Here is an 18,740-nt window from a genome sequence, read left to right as displayed (position 1 = left end):
TTTCACCTAGATTGTTCTTTCCTTTTTACTTGTCATTATTTGTAGGAGTACAGCCGCAATAATAATAATCCCTTTAATAATATCTTGCGGGTAGGAAGGTACAGCCATCAAATTCATAATATTCCCAATAAGCCCTAGGATAAGTGCTCCCGCTACTGTATTTAATACGAAGCCTCTTCCACCCATTAAACTCGCTCCACCGATAACAACTGCCGCAATCGCATCAAGCTCTTGTCCCATCCCAATAGTTGCACTACCAGTAGATGTACGAGAAGCTACAAAAACTCCCGCTAGTGCTGCAAGTGCACCGGAAATTGCATATGTAGACATAATATATGCTTTTGTTCGCACACCAGCTAATTGAACGGCTGTTTCATTGCTTCCTATTGCGACAATTTTACGCCCAAAGCCCGTATAACGTTGAACAATCGTAAACATTACAACTAATAATACTGCTATCCAAATAAGTGGATAGAAAAAGCCTTTGCTGCTTAAAACATCAATTGTTCCAGCCGGCACCTTTACTGGTCGACCTTCTGTCAACACAAAGGCTACCCCTCTGGCAATTGTCATAGTTGCTAAAGTTGCAACAAATCCTTGAATTCCTGTATAAGCAACAAGTGCACCAGAGAAAACTCCAAATAATAAACCGACAATAATCGCAACTACAATTGATACTGAAAAATGTAAGCCTATATCAGTTATTAACAGTGCAGAAATTGTCGCACCTAAAGCCATAATAGAACCTACTGATAAATCAATACCACCTGCTAAAATAACGTATAGTAAGCCTATTGCAACAAGAATTGGACCTGCTTGTTGTAATAAAATATTACGGATATTCATTGTCGTTAAAAATGTATCAGACAGCATTGCACTAATAATGATGAGCAGCAGTAAAATAATAAATGTATTATTATTTATTAAAAAATCTTTCCAGTTGAACTTCTTAGCTGTAGATGTCATCATTTAAACCCCCATCGCTAATTTAATTAAATTATTTTCCGTTAACAATTCTTTATCTAGGCTTCCTGTTATCTGCCCCTCGCGCATTACAATCGCTCGGTCACAGAGCCCTATAATCTCTGGCATTTCTGAAGAAATAACGATAACAGCTACGCCCTTTTCAGCTAAATCATTAATAAGCCTATAAATTTCCGTCTTTGCCCCAACATCTACACCACGAGTAGGTTCATCCAAAATAATTAGTTTCGTATCAATTGCCAACCATTTTGCAAGGGCAATCTTTTGCTGATTACCACCACTTAAACTATCTGCAAGGTCCTCTGTAGAGCCATACTTCGTATTAATGCGAGCCAATAAATCTTCAACTTCTCGTTTTTCTTTCGAATGCATTATCCATCCATTAGATTGATTAGAAACCATTGTAGTATTTATACGAATAGATTGTTTTAGTAACAATCCATGTTTTTTTCGATCTTCAGGTAATAAACCAATTCCTAATTTAATAGCCTGCTTAGGACTTTTTACATTAATTTCATTTCCAAGATAAATAATTTTCCCATCTTTTTTTGAAGCAGCTCCAAAAATAACGCTCATCGTTTCTGTTCTACCTGAGCCAACTAAACCGCTAAATCCAACTACTTCACCAGCTTGAACAGAAAAGCTTACATCCTTTATAAGTTCCTCTGTAGATAAATTTTCAACACGCAAAACTTCTTCTCCGATTTTAGCTTGTCTTGTCGGGAATAATGTTTGAATTTCTCGTCCAACCATCATTGTCACAAGCTGCTCTTTTGTAATTGATTTTGTTTCTACTGTGTTTACATATTTCCCGTCTTTTAAGACAGTAATTTTATCGCTAATAGCAAATAGCTCTTCAAGGCGGTGAGAAATATAAACAATCGTTACGCCTTGCTCTTTTAACTTTTTAATCAATTCTAATAATTTTTGTGTTTCTGAATAAGTAAGTACCGCTGTAGGCTCATCGAATACAAGCACTTTAGAATTTTTCGCCAGACACTTACAAATTTCTACTATTTGTTGATAAGCTACGCTAAGCTCTCCAACTTTTTTATTAGGGTCAATATGACCAAATCCGATTTTGTCTAACTCTTTTTGGGCGTCTTTTTTTAGTTTTCTCCAGTTTATAAAAATACCGCTGTTGCTCAATTTATCAATATAAATATTTTCCGCAACTGTTAAATCTGGAGCTAGCATAAATTCTTGATATATTACTGAGACACCCATATCAATCATTGCTTTCGGTGTTGCTACCTTAGCTTCCTGACCATCAATAATGATCGTACCCTCATCTTTAGCGTAGGCACCTGCTAATATTTTCATCAAAGTAGATTTTCCTGCCCCGTTTTCTCCGATAAGAGCATGTATCTCGCCTTTTTCCACTTTTAACTGCACATCTTTCAATGCCTGAATACCACCAAAGTGTTTTGATATATGATTCATTTCGATGATGTATTTAGAATCCATTTTGCCTACACTCCTTCTGTATTCTTTATCTGCTGACACGTTCAACTATTTAGAAGGGGCTATCCAAAAAGAGCGTACCTTTTCGGACAGCCTTAGCTTCTATAATCAATTACGCCTCGACTAACTCTCGTCCAGATATTTTCGAGCTTACTCGAAGTCCTATTTTAAATCTGTACCATCCTTGGCCAACATTGCGTTGGTCACCCTAGTTGTTATCTTGGTATGCGATGTTCTTAGACTGAGCTTCTCTTTATTAGCGCAAGTCTCGCCATCCAAGGAGGCGGTCGCCTTTCTATCGGCACAAGGAGTCGTCTCAAAGTAATTTTTTAGACGACCCCTTATTGACTCAATAGATTTTAGAAACCAAAATCGTAATATTCGTCTACATTATCTTGTGTAACTGCCGCAGGCTGTGTCATCGTTATCTCTTCATAGCTTTCTGGGTCTTTTCCATCTACTAAAATCTCTTTAGCAATCTCTACACCTAATTTAGCTACTTTAAATGGACTATTTTCACCTGTAGCAAAGTATTTACCTTCTTTAATTAAATCGTAGGCCTCGATAGCACCGTCAGCAGCTGCAACAATATCAATGTTTGATAAATTAGCATTTTCAAGAGCAGTCATAGCACCGAATAACATTTGGTCGTTTTCTCCTAATACTGTTGTAAGGTTAGGATTTGCCGTAATTAAATCTTCTGCGGCATTTAAACCCTCTTCACGAGTCCATGCTCCCCAGCCTTGGCCAACTACAGAAAATTTCGCGTCTGCATTTGAAGCTTTACCAGTTGAAGCAAGCTGCTTGTCCAAATCATTTGCTAAGTCCCAAGCCTCGTCCTCAGAAACCCCTAACTTGCCTTCTAAAATTCCAGCAAATAAACCTGTTCTGCGTTCTGTACCCGCTACATTTCCTTTTGCTCCACTTAAAACAATTGAAATGATTTCTTCATCGCCCATTTTCTTCGCATATGCTAAACCAACTAATCTACCATTTTGCTTGTTATCAGAATAAACAGTTGTTACATCATTCGCCTCTTCTGCTACGCCGCTATCTAAGTTAATAACTGGAATACCAGCCTCAGCTGCTTTATTAATGCTTGGTACAATAGAATCTGGCTCTATCGCATCAAGGAAAATTAAATCCATTCCTTGGGCAATAAATGTTTCCATGTTTTCAGCTTCTTTTGTCGTATTGCCATTTGCGTCAAGTACAGTTACTTTCCAACCTTCTTTTCCAGCATAGTCTTTAACTGCTTCTACTAATGAAGCAAAGTAAGGTGAATCCTGTGTTTTAATAGCGAAACCTACTTTAAAAGTATCGCCACCTTTGCCATCCCCTGAAGAATTTGAATCTCCACTACATGCTGCTGTAACAAGCATTACTGCAACTAGTGCTAAAACCAACATAATCTTTCTTGCTTTCATTGTTTTTTCCCCCTTTAATTTAACAATCATAATATCATTACATCCTAATGTCATGACATTACAACTTAATAATTTATACTATACTATATTTAAGGAAGCGTTTACAACTATATTTTTTTAATTATTCAGTGAATTGGAACCTAAAATTCTAAATAATTGTAAACCCACCATCTATCACAAGCTCGCTTCCTGTAGTAAAGGACGCTGCATCTGATAATAAATAAATAACTGCTCCTACCAATTCTGCAGGGTCACCTAATCGCTTCATCGGTGTTAATGTAGCCCATTGAGCTCTCCAATCTTCTCTAACAAACGATGTAAGCTCTGTAAACATATAACCGGGGCTAATACAATTTACTCTAATACCATGCTCTGCCCACTCATAGGCTAATGATTTTGTTAAATGGGTAACTCCCGCCTTTGATGTATTATAAGATGCTTGCAATTGTGGGTAGTTAACAATTAAGCCTGACATTGATGCTGTATTTACGATGGAGCCTTTTAAGTTATTTTCAATTAAATACTTACCGAATAATTGAGCAACATAGTAAACGCCATTTAAGTTTACGTCTATAACACGCTTCCATTCTTCTGGTGTTGCCTCGATTACAGGCTTTTGAATAACAATCCCTGCATTATTAAAAAGCAGCTCAATGCTCCCCATTTCTTTTATTGAATTATTTAATGCCTTTTGAATTGCTTCATAATCTGTAACATCTACTTCCTGTGAGAATGTTTTACGCCCTGTATTATTTGCAATTTCCTTTGCTGTATCTTCAGCCTGCTCGCCATTAATATCAAAGATAACTACATTTGCGCCGGCTTTAGCTAAGCTCTCTCCAACTGTCTTTCCAATACCTCTAGCTCCACCAGTGATTAAAACAGTCTTTCCTTCTAATGAAAATAAATCTGTTAATACTTGCATATTTATCCCTCCAGTTTCTCCACGTAAATTTCTATTTTCGGCAATATATCCTTCATTTTATCCAAATCAACATCACCAGTTTTTTCCGACAATGTATTTGTAGCGGAAACAGCAACACTATAACGCAGCATTTCTTCAGGTGATTTTTGTTCCATTATTGAAGCTGCTAAAGCAGCAACCATAGAATCTCCTGAGCCAACAACATTAACAATTTCTAATTTAGGTGGAATAGCTCTAATGACTTGATTCTTCATCGTCAATAAAGCCCCAGCCTCCCCTAAGGAAACTACAACATATTTAATATTATCGTTTACTAATTTTTTACTAGCCACTATCACATCTTCTATAGAGGCAATATCCTTCCCAATTAATTGCCCTAATTCTTCTTGATTTGGCTTAATTAAAATTGGCTCAGCTTCAATACCATGCTTAAGTAAATCACCACTTGTATCTAAAATAGCTGGTATATTTTGCTCCCTACATATTGCTATAAGTTGTTTATAGATGGTTTTAGGCATACCTACCATGGCACTTCCAGAAAAGGTAACTAACTTTATTCCTTTTAACATAGATGGAAATTCCTTTATAAAGTCAGCCAAATAAGCCTCCTCTAATCGATCACCTGATTCTAATAATTCTGTTGATAATCCTGTTTCATCAACTATGTTGATACATTTTCTTGTTTCAATAGGCAAATTAATAAAATGATGTGCTAATCCATCCTCTTGCGCCAATTTCAATATTCTTTGACCGTTAAAGCCACCAATAATACCTGTCGCTTTAACATCTACCTGTAATTGTTTGACCACTCTAGCTACATTCAGCCCCTTGCCTCCCGCAGTAACTACTTGTCTAGCTACACGATGTACATTTCCTGCCCTAAATTGAGGAACATAATAATAATGGTCAAGCGCGATATTTAATGTCACAGCAAGAATCACTTCCAACACCTCCACAAAACTTTAGTAAGAGTAGTGACTATTGGAAATAGCAGATTATCATCTACATTTCCTAATAGCCATACGCAAATATCAGCCTTTTTGGACAGCCTTAGCTTCTACAATCAATTACTTCTAGGCGTAATTTGCTATCGGTACAAATAAAATTTGTCGCTACGCTTTCGGCACAAAAATATGTGCTTCTGCTGTAGTAACAATGATTTGTCACTGTCCTAAGTACAGGGAGCTATCTTAAACTTGCTTTTCAGATGGTTCCTTGCTCGTTATACATCCCGTCAGTAAGCAATTTAGATAATTGTAAATACTTATCCATTGATTGCCCATAAATCCCAATATTCTCACTATTCGGAGTATGTTCTCTTTGTAGTTGAACCGTTTTTTCTACAGCTTCTTCAAACGATGAATAAACGCCGACACCGACACCTGCTAATAAAGCCGCTCCCAAAGTTGTTGCTGTATCAGAGCTTGGTACGTATATTTTACAGTTTGTCACATCTGAGTAAATTTGAATCCAAAGCTCACTATTTGCTGCACCACCCATTGCATATAGAGATAGCTTATCTAAATCTACCCCCGCATCTTTAGCGACTAGCAAATTATGTTTTACAGACAATGCTACTCCTTCAAGTACGGCCCGAATCATATGGTCTTTTGTTTTATCAAAGCCTAAGCCGTAAAAGACCCCTTTCGCATGTGGATTCCATAAAGGGCTTCTTTCACCAGATAAATAAGGTAGAAATAAAACACCTTCAGACCCCGGTGGAATTGTATCTACGTTCATTGTGAAATCTTGGAATGATTGCTGCGCACCAAACTCCTGTTTAAACCAACGTAAGGCTCCGCCACCTCCAACAGTCCCTCCTTGCAACAGCCATCTATTAGGAACAACATGAGGCGAAAATATTAAATCTGGATGAGCTTTCACTTCATCTAAACAAATGCTTATTCCTCCCGCTTGTCCACCTTGAAGTTGGGTTTCGTATGGTTGAAGTACACCTGCCCCCAAAGTTCCACAAGCAGCATCTAATCCACCTGCTACAACAGGCGTTCCAATCGTTAAGCCTGTTTGTTCGTAAGCTTTCTCATGTACATAACCAATAATTTCATGCGATGCATAGATTGGTGGCAATTTATCCAAGGGAATTCCCAATTTCATAGCTAATTTTGGATTATATTCATATTTAATAGGGTCATAAATGTGTAAACCGTAATTTTGACAACGGTCTGATGAAAATACACCTGTTAGTTTCAAAGCAATATAACTATTACTTTGTAAAAATTGATATGTATTTTCAAAAATTTCAGGCTCGTGCTTCTTAAACCACATTAATTTAGGCGTCGTATAAGACGGAGACCATGCATTTTTGGAAATATGAAAGATTTCCTCTTTTTCTACTTCCTCCTCGATATCCTGCCATACATTCCTCGCTCTTGTATCAAGCCAAATAGGCGTTTTACGCAAGCAGTTGCCTTCCTTATCAACGGGAATAGCTGCCCACCCTTGACCAGCTATTCCTATACCAGCAATCTCATCCGCTTGAAAAGTCCCAATACTCAAAATTTTCTTTATGCATAATGTTACCTTTTCCCACCATTCATCTGGGTCTTGTTCTACCCAGCCATCGTTTGGATAATGGAGAGCATATATCTCACTTTCCTGCGCTACAACACGCCCATTTAAGTGAAATAAAGTAACCTTACATGAGGAAGTTCCAATATCGATTCCCAATAAATATTTTTTCACTTTTATCACGCCTTAATCTATACTTGATAATTAATTATGCCTCGGCATAATTGTGTCTAGATTTTTCAAGCTTTTTGGTGGAAGTTAACCTAAATCGTCACGTCCTGTGACATCCGCCGGAGGCTTATAGCCAACATGATGTTGGTCACTCAGTCGTTATCTTAGTATGCGATGTTCTTAGACTGGGTTCCTATGATTTAACGAGTGTTTGGACACCCATTGAAATCGGTCTAACGCTTGCATTCATCTCACCAACTATAGAGGTGGGAGACTTTTGTACCTGTCTCTACACTTTCGGTACAAAAAAATATGTGCTCCTGCGGTTACTCGCCGCAGTAAACATTGCTAAAAGACATTAAATGCCGATAGTATGATGCCACTTAAATTAGATTCCTCAGCTTCTATTGCTTAATTTCTATAACCGAAAATTTACTAGTTAATTAATATTGATTTTTATGCTTCTCATATACTTTTTGTAATGCAAAATAAAAATCGTCAAATTGCTTTTTAGCTAGCTGATAGATTTCAGCGTTTTGCGGGTTCGGCTGTTGAGAGTTTTGGATATGCAAGAAGTTTTCAATAACATCAAAGCTATCGTAAAGACCTGCACCAACTCCTCCAATAATTGCTGCACCCATTGAACCAGCCTCATCTAAATAATCAGGAATATGGACTGGCAGTTGGAAAACATCCGCTATTATTTGACGCCAAATCTCACTTTTTGCTCCTCCGCCAATTACCATTAAATCGTCAATCTCAATATGTTCCTTTAAGATGTCGTAAATAATACCAAGGTTATATGTGACGCCTTCCACAACACTTCTTAGCATTTCTTCGTGAGTTGTATCCGATTTAATCCCTACAAAGCTCCCTTTAGAAACAGTATCCCAACGCGGGGCACGCTCTCCTAAAAGATAGGGTAAAAATAGAACGCCATTTGAGCCGGCTGCTGCTTTTTCAATTTTATTATTAATCCGCTCATAGGGGGAGTCACCCTCCTGCTTAGCCTGCTGTAATTCAGCCTGACAAAGGGCCTCCTTCATCCAATTATATGAGCCCCCTGCATATTGCATCGTACCATTCGGTGCATAATACCCCGGTATCGCATGGGCCCATGTCACAATTCTCATATCTGCATCAAAAATAGGCTTTTTAGAAGTTGTTGTAACCCAAGCAGACGTACCGAGAGAGCAATATGTTTTCCCTTCCTTAACGGAGCCAGCACCAATATTAGCTGTTACACCATCTCCTGCGCCAATGACAACCTTTGTCCCTTCAGCAAGACCTGTCGCTTTGGCAGCATTAGGTGTAACAACTCCTGCTTGATATGTAGAAGGCTTTAAGTCAGGTAATTTTGCGATATCAATTTTACTTGCCTCAACAATTCGGTTCGACCACGTTAATGTTTCTAAATCAAAGCAACCCATTCCGTTTCCGTCCGAATAGTCCGTAACGAATTCACCTGTAAGCTTATAAACAATATAATCTTTCGCGTTTAATACTTTATAAGTTTTTTCGTAAATTTCTGGTTCATTATCGCGAATCCACATTAACTTTTGTATACCATAAGATGGAGTATTACGATGTCCTACGATATGGTAGAACTCTGTTTGAGAAATACTTTCTGCAAGTTCAGCAGACTGCTTAACTGCGCGTTGGTCAGCCCATATGATTGATGGACGTAAAGGTGCACCATTCTCATCCACAACTAAGCAGCCCATCATTTGTCCACTAAAACTTACTACCTCAATTTGCTTTGGGTCTATATTCGAGTTTTTTAGGATATTTAAGGTAGATGAGCAAACAGCTTCCCACCAATCATTAGGATTTTGTTCAACCCAAATTTCATTGAAATAATTAGTCGAATAACTAGAAATATAACTATCTATCAATTTCCCAGATTCGTGGAATAGTGTAGCTTTATTACCTGAAGTTCCAAGATCATGCGCTAAAATATATTTATCCATTTTTCTATCCACCTCTATGTTAAGTAGCAGTAATTATAATTTCGAAACTGTTTTTATCCCCCCGATAACGGGCAATAGAATACTCAATCGGTTCATCTCGATAATTAAACCCAATCGAAATAAATTTTTGAACCGCTTTGCCTTTTTCCATATTTAAGTAATCAAAATCATATTTTTCAGATTCGACAGCCTCGATATATCGCCTTATTTTACGTATTTCTGTGTCTAAAGAATTTCCTAGAATAGGATATAATGATTCCTTTACAAAATCCTTTTCTAATACAAACTTACATTTATCATATGGAAGATATGTTTTAACCATCACCACTGGTTCATCGTTTGCAAATCTTCTTCTATGCAAATAAATCACTTTAGAGCCTAAAGGAATATTTAATTTATCTGATACAAATCCAGGTACTTCTATTACTTCTAATTCTAATACTTCCGTTCTCGGTGTCATGCCAAGGTCTCTTATTTGGTCATTAAATGAGCCAAGTGCTTGAATAAAGCTTTGTTCGATTTTTGGTGCTTTTACAAATGTACCTTTACTTTTTACTCTATACAGCCAGCCTTCTTGAACAAGCTCAGATATAGCTTGTCGAACAGTAGTGCGGCTTATACCATATATAGCGCTCAATTCTTTTTCTACAGGTATTGCATCCCCTACCTGTAATTTTCCATCTTTAATTTCACTTAAAATTAATTCTTTCAATTGGTAATATAATGGTATCGGTACTGATTTATCTAATTGATGAGTCATTTTAATCCTCCTACATTGTTCAAATGAATAAGTCCGTTTTTAATTTTCTTTAACTACTGTACTTGGCGCTTATCTTTCTCAAATCAACATTCAGATACTACTAAATAGACTAGGCGAGCCCTCCCTATCTGACTATAAGGATTAGATTGGTACTTTTAGTGAATCTAGATAAAATTACTTCCTATGAAGATATTTTAATATATATTCTAATTAAAAAGCACAGTATTATAGCATTTTTAATTATGTTTATTGGCAAATCTAATTATTTAGTATCGAACATTCTCCAATGATTTTAGTACAATATAAAATTGGACTTTTCAAACTGATATCAATTACGCCTCAGCTAACCCTAGCACAGATTTTTACAAGCTTGCTGTTAGAAGCCGTCACGTCCTATGACATCTGCTGGAAGCTTATCATGATAAACGATAGATTTATATCTTTTTATAAAGAATGACCCAAAATTCCCTAATTTTATCAAAATCCTATCATTTTTATGTTTAAAATATTCTGACTTGACTAAATAGTAAACGCTTACTTATAGTTTATTATATCACTAAGTTGAAATATATCAATGTTATTATGTAGTGACATAATGATTTAAAGGGGAGATTTTATTTATGAAATACGGTGTTTACTATGCTTATTGGGAAAAAGAGTGGGATACGTCTTTTGAAAAATATATTGAAAAGGCTAAAAATCTTGGTTTTGATATTTTAGAAATAGCGGCACTTGGGTTAGTGAGCTTATCTGATGAACAACTAAAAAATCTTAAATATTTAGCAGAAAAACAACAAATATCCTTGACTGCTGGAATAGGGATTCCAAAACAATATGATATAAGCTCTCCAAATAAAGAAACGAGGGAAACAGGGCTTCAATTCATGAAAGGCTTAATTGACAAGCTAGAAATAGCAGGAATTGACCGCATTGGAGGCACTGTATATTCCTATTGGCCTGTAGATTATTCTCAGCCATTCGATAAAAATGTTGTCCGTCAACATTCGATTGCCAGCGTGATAGAGCTTGCTGACTATGCTAAAGAAAAAGGCGTTACGCTCTTAATAGAAACTTTAAATCGTTTTGAACAATTTCTTATTAACGATGTGGAGGAAGCACTTTCTTTCGTGAAAGAGGTTAATAGAGAAAACGTTCAGATTATGTTAGATACCTTCCATATGAATATTGAAGAAGATTCTATACCAGATGCTATTCGAAAAGCAGGGAAATATTTAGGTCATCTTCATATCGGAGAAGGAAATCGGAAAGTTCCAGGACAAGGCAGCTTGAATTGGAGAGAAATAGGTGAAGCTTTAGCTTATATTCAATACGACCGCTATGTTGTTATGGAGCCATTCGTTAAAATGGGTGGGCAAGTTGGACAAGATATTAAAGTATGGCGAGACTTAAGTAACAACGCTACAGAAGAACAACTAGATAAAGAAATCAAAGAATCGTTACAATTTGTAAAATCTATGTTTGGATAAATTTCATGCATTTTTAAAAAATAGAGCTGTGAGAAGAGCAAAAAGAACATCTGCATCTCACAGCCTCTTTATTTTAAATTCTAGCCCTTTCTCGCTCTTACAATTAAAAATGACGGACGGCGTAGCTCCTTTTGTATACTAGGTAATTTGTCGATGGCATCATCAGTCGGCTTTGGCTCCACTATTTTTTCAATTTGTAAACCATAATCAATTAGCGTATTCAAAACCGTTGACATTGTACGATGGTAGGTCATGACATTATCAACGAACCAATGCTGTGTACGCAAACTCTCATCTTGATAGTTATCTAAAGCAAAATGGAATATATCCCCCGCTTGATTGGTAATCCAACTATCATTCCCCTTATTCGCTGTAACAATCGGGTGCTCGATAGAAAATAGCAATATTCCATCACTTTTTAATGCTAGACTAATCTCTTTTATAAGTTGCTGGAAATCCGCCATATAGTGGAATACTAATGAGCTACTAATAAAATCAATTGATGCAGCAGGCACTGTTAAATCCTCAAATGCTGTTTGCTTAAAAATTAAGTTTTCATAAGTATAATTACTTTTAGCAGTAGCAATCATATTAGCCGAAATATCAATACCTGTGACATGCTTTGCACCTTGTTGAACACAAGTTGCTGCAAAGTCCCCCATCCCACAACCAATATCTAGTACAACCTTACCTCTTACCTCTGGTACAAGTGAGATAAAATAGGGCTGCTCCAACAAATTATTATAGTTATTTTCCCTAGCTCTTAATGCTTTATACTGCTGAAAAAATTTATTGTTATCATATATATTTTGCTTCATCCTTGCCTCTCAATTCATCATAACGTTATAAGGTATTTGCGCAAAATTATTATCACATGCCACCGAAATTATTAATAGACTTATAATTTCATTTTTGGTAGGATGTAGATAGAGGCATGTCTTCTTTAAGTAAATATTTTGTTCATCTTACAGCAATTGATGTGCTTTAAATTTGGCAATCAGTTCATCAAAAAACATGTCTTGTTGTTCTTGCGACGGGATATGTTGAAATATATCTTGATTCTCCAGCGGTACCCCCCCTTTTATAACTAGATGAATATCCATTGTATTTTGAATATCCATAAGTGGATTGGCATTCAAAATAACTATATCTGCAATTGTCTTTTCTTGAATGCTCCCTAAATCATTGCGTCCCAAGGCTCTAGCCGCATTTACCGTTGCCGCTCGAATAGCCTCTACTTCAGTGAAACCACTTTCTACAAATAGCATCAACTCCCTATGTAATGCTAGTCCTGGGAATGTGAAAATTCCTGCTGGCGTATCTGTTCCTGCTACAACTAACCCACCTAATTTATGATAAATATAAGCAATTTGCTTTATGTACTGATTCTGGATGCCAATTGATTTTAATGAAGATGGATAATCCAATAGACGATTCCACTGATTCATTAGACCCTCATTTCCTTCAATTCTATCAATAATAGGATGATTTATTGTCCAATAATGATCTAACAAATTTGCTTGGTCAAAAATAATCATCGTTGGACACAAAATAATATTTTTACTTACTAATTTTCTACAGATCTCTGTAACCCGTTCCTCTTCAGGATATTCCCAGTCAATTGTATCCCAAATATTTTGGGGAGCCTTCATTGTCCACTCTGGAAATAGCGCCTGTAAAATACCTGAACAATGCTCATTCCACTTGATACCAATATTTGCTGCATCAATAGCCGTTACAGAATTAGAATGAATTAAATCACAACTAACTTCTTTATTATACTTTTTCGCCTCGTCAACAACGGCTTCCATGGTTTGTTTATTTAGCCATCCATACACTTTAATAAAATCTGCCCCAAGTTCAACCTGTCTCCTTACCTCTTGACGAGCCTCCTCTTCAATATCTGTATTTAAATTGTAAGGGCTTGTTTCACCCCAGAGACCTGGAGGACCATCAATCATTCGATCTGCCGAAATAACGCGCGGATTAATACGTTGCGGATTTTCAATCATTAAATCCTCTAGTTCGATAACACTTCCCGCTGTATTACGAACAGTTGTTATACCTGCTGCCGTGAATAAAGGGGCGAAAGGATACTTAATATGTACATGCATATCAATCAGACCAGGAATTATCCATTTACCCTTACAATTAATTTCTTTATATGAATCCTTCGATTCTATATCGTCTTCTATTTGGATAATACGTGAATCCTCTATTAGAATATCTTGCTTTGTGAAGATTCCTGTTTCTACATTTAATACATTTCCATTCCTTAATATCAAATACATTTTAATCACCTTTTATTTTTACTTAATATTTTAATACAATTAAAATATTTTGTCTATTTTAAATATGATGCTATAATTTGAAAGAGGTGAAATAGATGATCTCATTAGGAGAAAAAGTTAAAAAAAGAAGGAAGCAGCTTAAACTCACCTTGAAGGAATTAGCGGGGGAGGATTTTTCATACAGCTTGCTCAGTCAAATTGAAAACGATAAAGCAACGCCGTCAATGGCTACTTTACAGAAAATTGCAGAAAAACTATCCTTACCAGTAAATGAATTAATCAATCCTATTGAAATAGATCGATATCGCAATTTACTAGTTGAATTTGAAAAGTTAATAGTTATGCCTTTCGAGCGAAATCCAGCAATAGATAAAAAAATAACCGATGCAATTGAGCCACTATTAGAAAACATACAATTTAATAGCTTTGAAGAGGCAAGAGTTGTGGAGCTATATGTTATTTCTTATTTTTATCTTCATGACGAATTAAAGATAGAATTACTCAATCAAAGTATTGCCTATTATGAACATACCGGGCTCAACAATAAAATAATACAAGCTCAATTATTCATTTGTAAAAGCCTTATTAATCACAAAAAATATAATGAATGTGAAGCAATCATTCAAGTAATTTTGCAACAAACTGAGGTTGATGAATATTTATTTGAGCCGACAGTGTTAATTGATAGCTTTTATTACAAATCCATCATTGAAGCTGCATTAGGAAACTATATGTTAGCTTCTACATATACAACCAAATGTCTCGAAACAATGAATCGAACAAATTTATACTACAAAATTGATGCTATCTATCGATTACAGCTGTTACTTTATATTCAATTAGATAAGAAATCCGAAGGGGAAATAAACTTACAAAAACTTCATGAATATGCTCAATTCACAGGTAATCTTTATCACTCAGTTTATTATGCATATAGCAAGTTCCACTTTGAAAACCGTTTAGAGTTAAATGATCATTTATCAAATGAAATACAGCAGTTTATTACTCAATTTTCAAAACAGGAGGATTTGTCGCTTAGCATCTTATATAATCAAGAACTAGCATATTCATTATGGAAACAGCAGCTTTATACAGAAGCATTACAACAAGTGGAAGCATACGAGATTCCTTCATATGTTATTCATCCTCTTGAACAAGCTGCCTGCTATGAAATCTTAGCTATACGGGCAGATTGTTATTATCATTTAGGTAATAAAGAACAGGCTTTTGAGGATATCGTCCGTAGTAAAAAGCAAATTAAACATATGCCAAATTCAACTTACAAAAGTTTAATTAACCATATTTATTATTCTATATTTAAGAAAGCATAGAAATAGCCTATTCAAGACTTGATAATCTTGAATAGGCTTTAATGAGTAGAATAAACCCTAACTTTTAACTATTTTATCCGCTTAATAGTTTATCTATCCCTGCCCTTCCCCCGAAACAACCTTAACTTCCCCAAGAGACATCGTGTGTAAAAATGCTAATCTTTCTGCCATTTCTTTAGGGGTACTTTTGAAGCCCTGCTTAATCCAATAAATGAATAAACCTAAAAATGCATATGTTTCATACGAATTGATTGCCTCTACATCAAACCACACTTTCTCTGGCAAGCTCAAATCTTTGCGGCTAATGCTGCCAATTGTTTCACAAAAGATGTTTTGAGAGCCTGGAATAACTTCCCCCATCAGCATAAGTGAAAAGATAAATTGATTGTTATAGACAAATTCAAAAATGGGAATGGTTGGTGTAGGGTCAGCTAATGTAAACGATTTTTTCCCTTTGTAGCTATCACGATAATATTGTGCCAGCTCGTCTAAATAGTCCTTAAAAATATCTGCTAGTAGCTGCATGCTATCTTCATAATGTGAATAAAATGTGACGCGATTACATCCTGCTACTTTTGCAATTTCCGTAATAGAAATATCTTTAAAATCTTTTTCCTTTAATAAAAATAACATAGCATCCTTTAATTTTTTACGTGTCCTTACTATTCGTCGGTCTTCTATTGTCATTGCTAAAATCACCTAATTTCATACAAGCTTTGTACAAATTATAACATGATTCAATTGCATTTCGATTGACAACAAAGATATCGAATATTAAGAAATGATTGTCTTTTTAAAACGAGGGACTTTAAATTGACATTCCCCACTCAATTCTGTTAATTTACAATTGTAGTTTATTTATACTTACCATTTGCAAGAATGATTTTAATTTTATTATTACACTTAGGAGGAGTTTTACTATGGCTCGTTTAGAAGGTAAAGTTGCAATTATTACTGGTGCTGCACAAGGTATGGGCGCTTCACATGCAAAATTATTTGTTGAAGAAGGTGCAAAGGTTGTTATCACTGACTTAAACGAAGAAAAGGGACAAGCATTAGCTGCTGAATTAGGTGAAAATGCAGTTTTTGTTAAACAAAACGTAGCAAGTGAAGAGGACTGGGCAGCAGTTGTTGCGAAAGCAGAGGACGCTTTTGGTCCGGTAAATGTTTTAGTAAACAATGCGGGTATCACAATGGCAAAGTCAATACTGGAAACTACTGCTGAAGAATATCGTCGCATCGTAGAAATTAACCAAGTATCTGTATTTTTAGGTACAAAGGCAGTCATCCCTTCAATGCAAAAATCTGGTAGTGGCTCAATTGTTAATATTTCTTCCTTAAATGGCTTAGTTGCTGGTGCAATTGGCTACACAGATACAAAATTTGCTGTGCGTGGCATGACAAAAGCAGCAGCAATCGAAGGCGCTCATTACAATATACGTGTAAATTCTGTACACCCAGGTGTAATTGCTACACCAATGGTTGTGCAAGAGGATACGAAGGCAGCCGTAGAAGAATTTGCAAAGCATATCCCACTACAACGTGTTGCACAGCCTGAGGAGGTTTCAAAAATGGTACTATTTTTAGCCTCTGATGAATCAAGCTACTCTACAGGCTCTGAGTTCATCATTGATGGTGGTATTTCTGCACGCTAGTAGCTAACTATCAATTACATCTCGGCGAAATTGCATCGGGATTTTGATTCAGTGTATTTGGGACACCGACTGAATTAAGATAAATGGAATATAGGGCTATCATGTCGATTCGAAAAAGCATATGTTTTTTCGAATCGACTTTTTAGATTTGCTACATAAAAAATAAGCCCTCTGTAATAGCTTTTGTCAATTACTTCTTAGCTAACTTTAGTCCAGATTTTTTGGGGCTTGCTCGAAATTTCATCTTCAAAAACGGTAACACCCACTGAAAGAAGTTAAAAGTTATTACTTCCTAAATTAAGAAAAAGGAGTTCATAAAAGTAATATTCAAAAAACATGGTCAACCATACAAAAAAAGCCTATGAGCAATTTGCGAAGGAAGGCTATTTAGAAAGTAATTTATTATTTGAATTACATCCAGAAGGAACACACGATGTTTGTTTCTTTAGCACATACTTTATTAATGCACTTCGTTGGTTATATAGCAGGGTCAATTAAAGGTAATGGAAAGATTCAAGTCAATTAACTGTGCAGAAAGAAAATAAGTATGGTATCTTTTTGCAAGATAGAGTTTTAAAAGAGAGGATTTTATCAATGAAGCAAAGTAATTTTTGGCTTGATTTACCCCGACCATTTTTTATATTAGCACCAATGGAGGAAGTAACGGACGTTGTATTTCGACATGTTATTGCGGAGGCAGGTCGCCCAGATGTATTTTTTACGGAATTCACTAATACAGCGAGCTACTGTCATCCAAATGGCGTCGACAGTTTACAAAGTCGTTTAGCTTTTACAGATGATGAGCAGCCGATTGTAGCTCATATTTGGGGTGACACTCCAGAACATTTCAGGCAGATGAGCATTGGTATGAAGGAGCTCGGCTTTAAAGGCGTCGACATTAATATGGGCTGTCCCGTTGATAATGTAGCAGAAAAAGGAAAAGGAGCAGGCTTAATTCTTCGCCCTGAGCTTGCTGCCGAAATTATTCAAGCTGCCAAAGCGGGTGGATTGCCTGTTAGCGTCAAAACAAGACTAGGCTTTACGGAAATAGAAGAATGGCGCGAATGGCTTACGCACCTTTTCAAACAAAATATCGCCAACCTTTCTATTCATCTTCGTACGCGAAAAGAGATGAGCAAAGTGGCCGCGCATTGGGAGCTAATTGCAGACATTAAAAAATTGCGTGATGAAATAGCACCTGACACATTGCTAACGATTAATGGTGACATTCCTAATCGCGCTAAAGGACTTGAACTAGCTCAGCAATACGGTATTGATGGCGTTATGATTGGACGTGGTGTCTTTACAAACCCTTTTGCCTTTGAAAAGGAACTAAAGGAGCATAACACGTCAGAATATCTTCGTTTACTGCACTTACATCTCGACTTATACGAGCATTACTCAAAGCAATTTGAGACACGCTCATTTAAAGCATTGCAACGCTTCTTTAAAATATATGTACGCGACTTCAAAGGAGCAAGCCAACTAAGAAATCAACTAATGAACGCTAATTCCCTTGAGGAAGTACGTGAGTTACTAAAAGCATTTGCAAGTGAAGAGAAATAGAAAATTTATCGTAAATGGAAGGGGGTATTCAGAAAATTGCATTGCTGATTTCTGAATACCCTTATCTCTGTCTTTTAGTCACTTCATTTGATATGTCTTTAATCTAAATGCAATGCACAAAGGCTAAATTTTAAAAAATACATTTATATAAATTACGCCCCGATTTTTCTAGCTAATCAG

15 protein-coding genes are annotated in these 18,740 nt (G+C 36.1%); 4 read left to right on the top strand and 11 right to left on the bottom strand.

All coding sequences use genetic code 11. The features are described 5' to 3' along the window. Positions 1–6 precede the first annotated feature (6 nt). The 8 genes from MHH70_RS11755 to MHH70_RS11720 all read right to left on the bottom strand — a co-directional run bounded on the left by MHH70_RS11755 (position 7) and on the right by MHH70_RS11720 (position 10,230). Entirely contained in the window at positions 7–969 is a 963-nt protein-coding gene (locus tag MHH70_RS11755; protein WP_342471563.1) for an ABC transporter permease, read from the bottom strand. Beyond that, the gene (locus tag MHH70_RS11750; protein WP_342471562.1) at positions 970–2,490 is read right to left on the bottom strand and encodes a sugar ABC transporter ATP-binding protein; all 1,521 of its coding nucleotides are present in this window, start codon (positions 2,488–2,490) and stop codon (positions 970–972) included. 317 nt (positions 2,491–2,807) lie between these two features. Further along, entirely contained in the window at positions 2,808–3,875 is a 1,068-nt protein-coding gene (locus tag MHH70_RS11745; RefSeq protein ID WP_066168645.1) for a substrate-binding domain-containing protein, read from the bottom strand. A gap of 148 nt (positions 3,876–4,023) precedes the next feature. Beyond that, positions 4,024–4,800 carry a glucose 1-dehydrogenase gene (locus MHH70_RS11740; protein ID WP_342471561.1) on the bottom strand — a complete coding sequence of 259 codons (777 nt, stop codon included), beginning with the start codon at positions 4,798–4,800 and terminating at the stop codon, positions 4,024–4,026. 2 nt (positions 4,801–4,802) lie between these two features. After that, on the bottom strand, positions 4,803–5,741 hold the full coding sequence (locus tag MHH70_RS11735; RefSeq protein ID WP_342471560.1) for a 1-phosphofructokinase family hexose kinase: 939 nt from the start codon (positions 5,739–5,741) through the stop codon (positions 4,803–4,805). Between the two features lie 262 nt (positions 5,742–6,003). Continuing rightward, positions 6,004–7,503, bottom strand: a complete 1,500-nt coding sequence (locus MHH70_RS11730; protein WP_342471559.1) for an FGGY-family carbohydrate kinase — start codon at positions 7,501–7,503, stop codon at positions 6,004–6,006. A gap of 440 nt (positions 7,504–7,943) precedes the next feature. After that, on the bottom strand, positions 7,944–9,470 hold the full coding sequence (xylB, locus tag MHH70_RS11725) for a xylulokinase (RefSeq protein WP_066168636.1): 1,527 nt from the start codon (positions 9,468–9,470) through the stop codon (positions 7,944–7,946). A gap of 19 nt (positions 9,471–9,489) precedes the next feature. Then, complete coding sequence (locus MHH70_RS11720) at positions 9,490–10,230, bottom strand: GntR family transcriptional regulator (protein ID WP_066168634.1); 741 nt, start codon at positions 10,228–10,230, stop codon at positions 9,490–9,492. Positions 10,231–10,850: 620 nt separating this feature from the next. On the opposite strand from MHH70_RS11720, the gene MHH70_RS11715 reads away from it, so the two are divergent. Continuing rightward, entirely contained in the window at positions 10,851–11,717 is an 867-nt protein-coding gene (locus tag MHH70_RS11715) for a sugar phosphate isomerase/epimerase (RefSeq protein WP_342471557.1), read from the top strand. 80 nt (positions 11,718–11,797) lie between these two features. Here the strand turns inward: MHH70_RS11715 and MHH70_RS11710 are convergent, their stop codons facing one another. Together MHH70_RS11710 and MHH70_RS11705 are read right to left on the bottom strand one after the other, a co-directional pair. After that, positions 11,798–12,535 carry a class I SAM-dependent methyltransferase gene (locus MHH70_RS11710; protein ID WP_107943524.1) on the bottom strand — a complete coding sequence of 246 codons (738 nt, stop codon included), beginning with the start codon at positions 12,533–12,535 and terminating at the stop codon, positions 11,798–11,800. 147 nt (positions 12,536–12,682) lie between these two features. Further along, on the bottom strand, positions 12,683–14,008 hold the full coding sequence (locus MHH70_RS11705; RefSeq protein ID WP_342471556.1) for an amidohydrolase family protein: 1,326 nt from the start codon (positions 14,006–14,008) through the stop codon (positions 12,683–12,685). Between the two features lie 95 nt (positions 14,009–14,103). Here MHH70_RS11705 and MHH70_RS11700 point away from each other — a divergent pair, with 95 nt between their 5' ends. Further along, positions 14,104–15,339 carry a helix-turn-helix transcriptional regulator gene (locus MHH70_RS11700; protein ID WP_342471555.1) on the top strand — a complete coding sequence of 412 codons (1,236 nt, stop codon included), beginning with the start codon at positions 14,104–14,106 and terminating at the stop codon, positions 15,337–15,339. A gap of 93 nt (positions 15,340–15,432) precedes the next feature. On the opposite strand, the gene MHH70_RS11695 is transcribed toward MHH70_RS11700, so the two are convergent. Next, positions 15,433–16,026 carry a TetR/AcrR family transcriptional regulator gene (locus MHH70_RS11695; RefSeq protein WP_342471554.1) on the bottom strand — a complete coding sequence of 198 codons (594 nt, stop codon included), beginning with the start codon at positions 16,024–16,026 and terminating at the stop codon, positions 15,433–15,435. Positions 16,027–16,259: 233 nt separating this feature from the next. On the opposite strand from MHH70_RS11695, the gene MHH70_RS11690 reads away from it, so the two are divergent. Together MHH70_RS11690 and MHH70_RS11685 are read left to right on the top strand one after the other, a co-directional pair. Then, the gene (locus MHH70_RS11690) at positions 16,260–16,994 is read left to right on the top strand and encodes a glucose 1-dehydrogenase (protein WP_066168627.1); all 735 of its coding nucleotides are present in this window, start codon (positions 16,260–16,262) and stop codon (positions 16,992–16,994) included. Positions 16,995–17,588: 594 nt separating this feature from the next. Next, positions 17,589–18,560, top strand: a complete 972-nt coding sequence (locus MHH70_RS11685) for a tRNA-dihydrouridine synthase (RefSeq protein WP_066168625.1) — start codon at positions 17,589–17,591, stop codon at positions 18,558–18,560. The last annotated feature ends 180 nt before the right edge of the window (positions 18,561–18,740 follow it).

It is taken from the genome of Metasolibacillus sp. FSL H7-0170, from assembly GCF_038593115.1.
GTDB lineage: Bacteria > Bacillota > Bacilli > Bacillales_A > Planococcaceae > Metasolibacillus > Metasolibacillus fluoroglycofenilyticus.
Note: the sequence above shows the minus strand (reverse complement) of the source record. Positions and strands in the feature narration are given on the sequence as shown.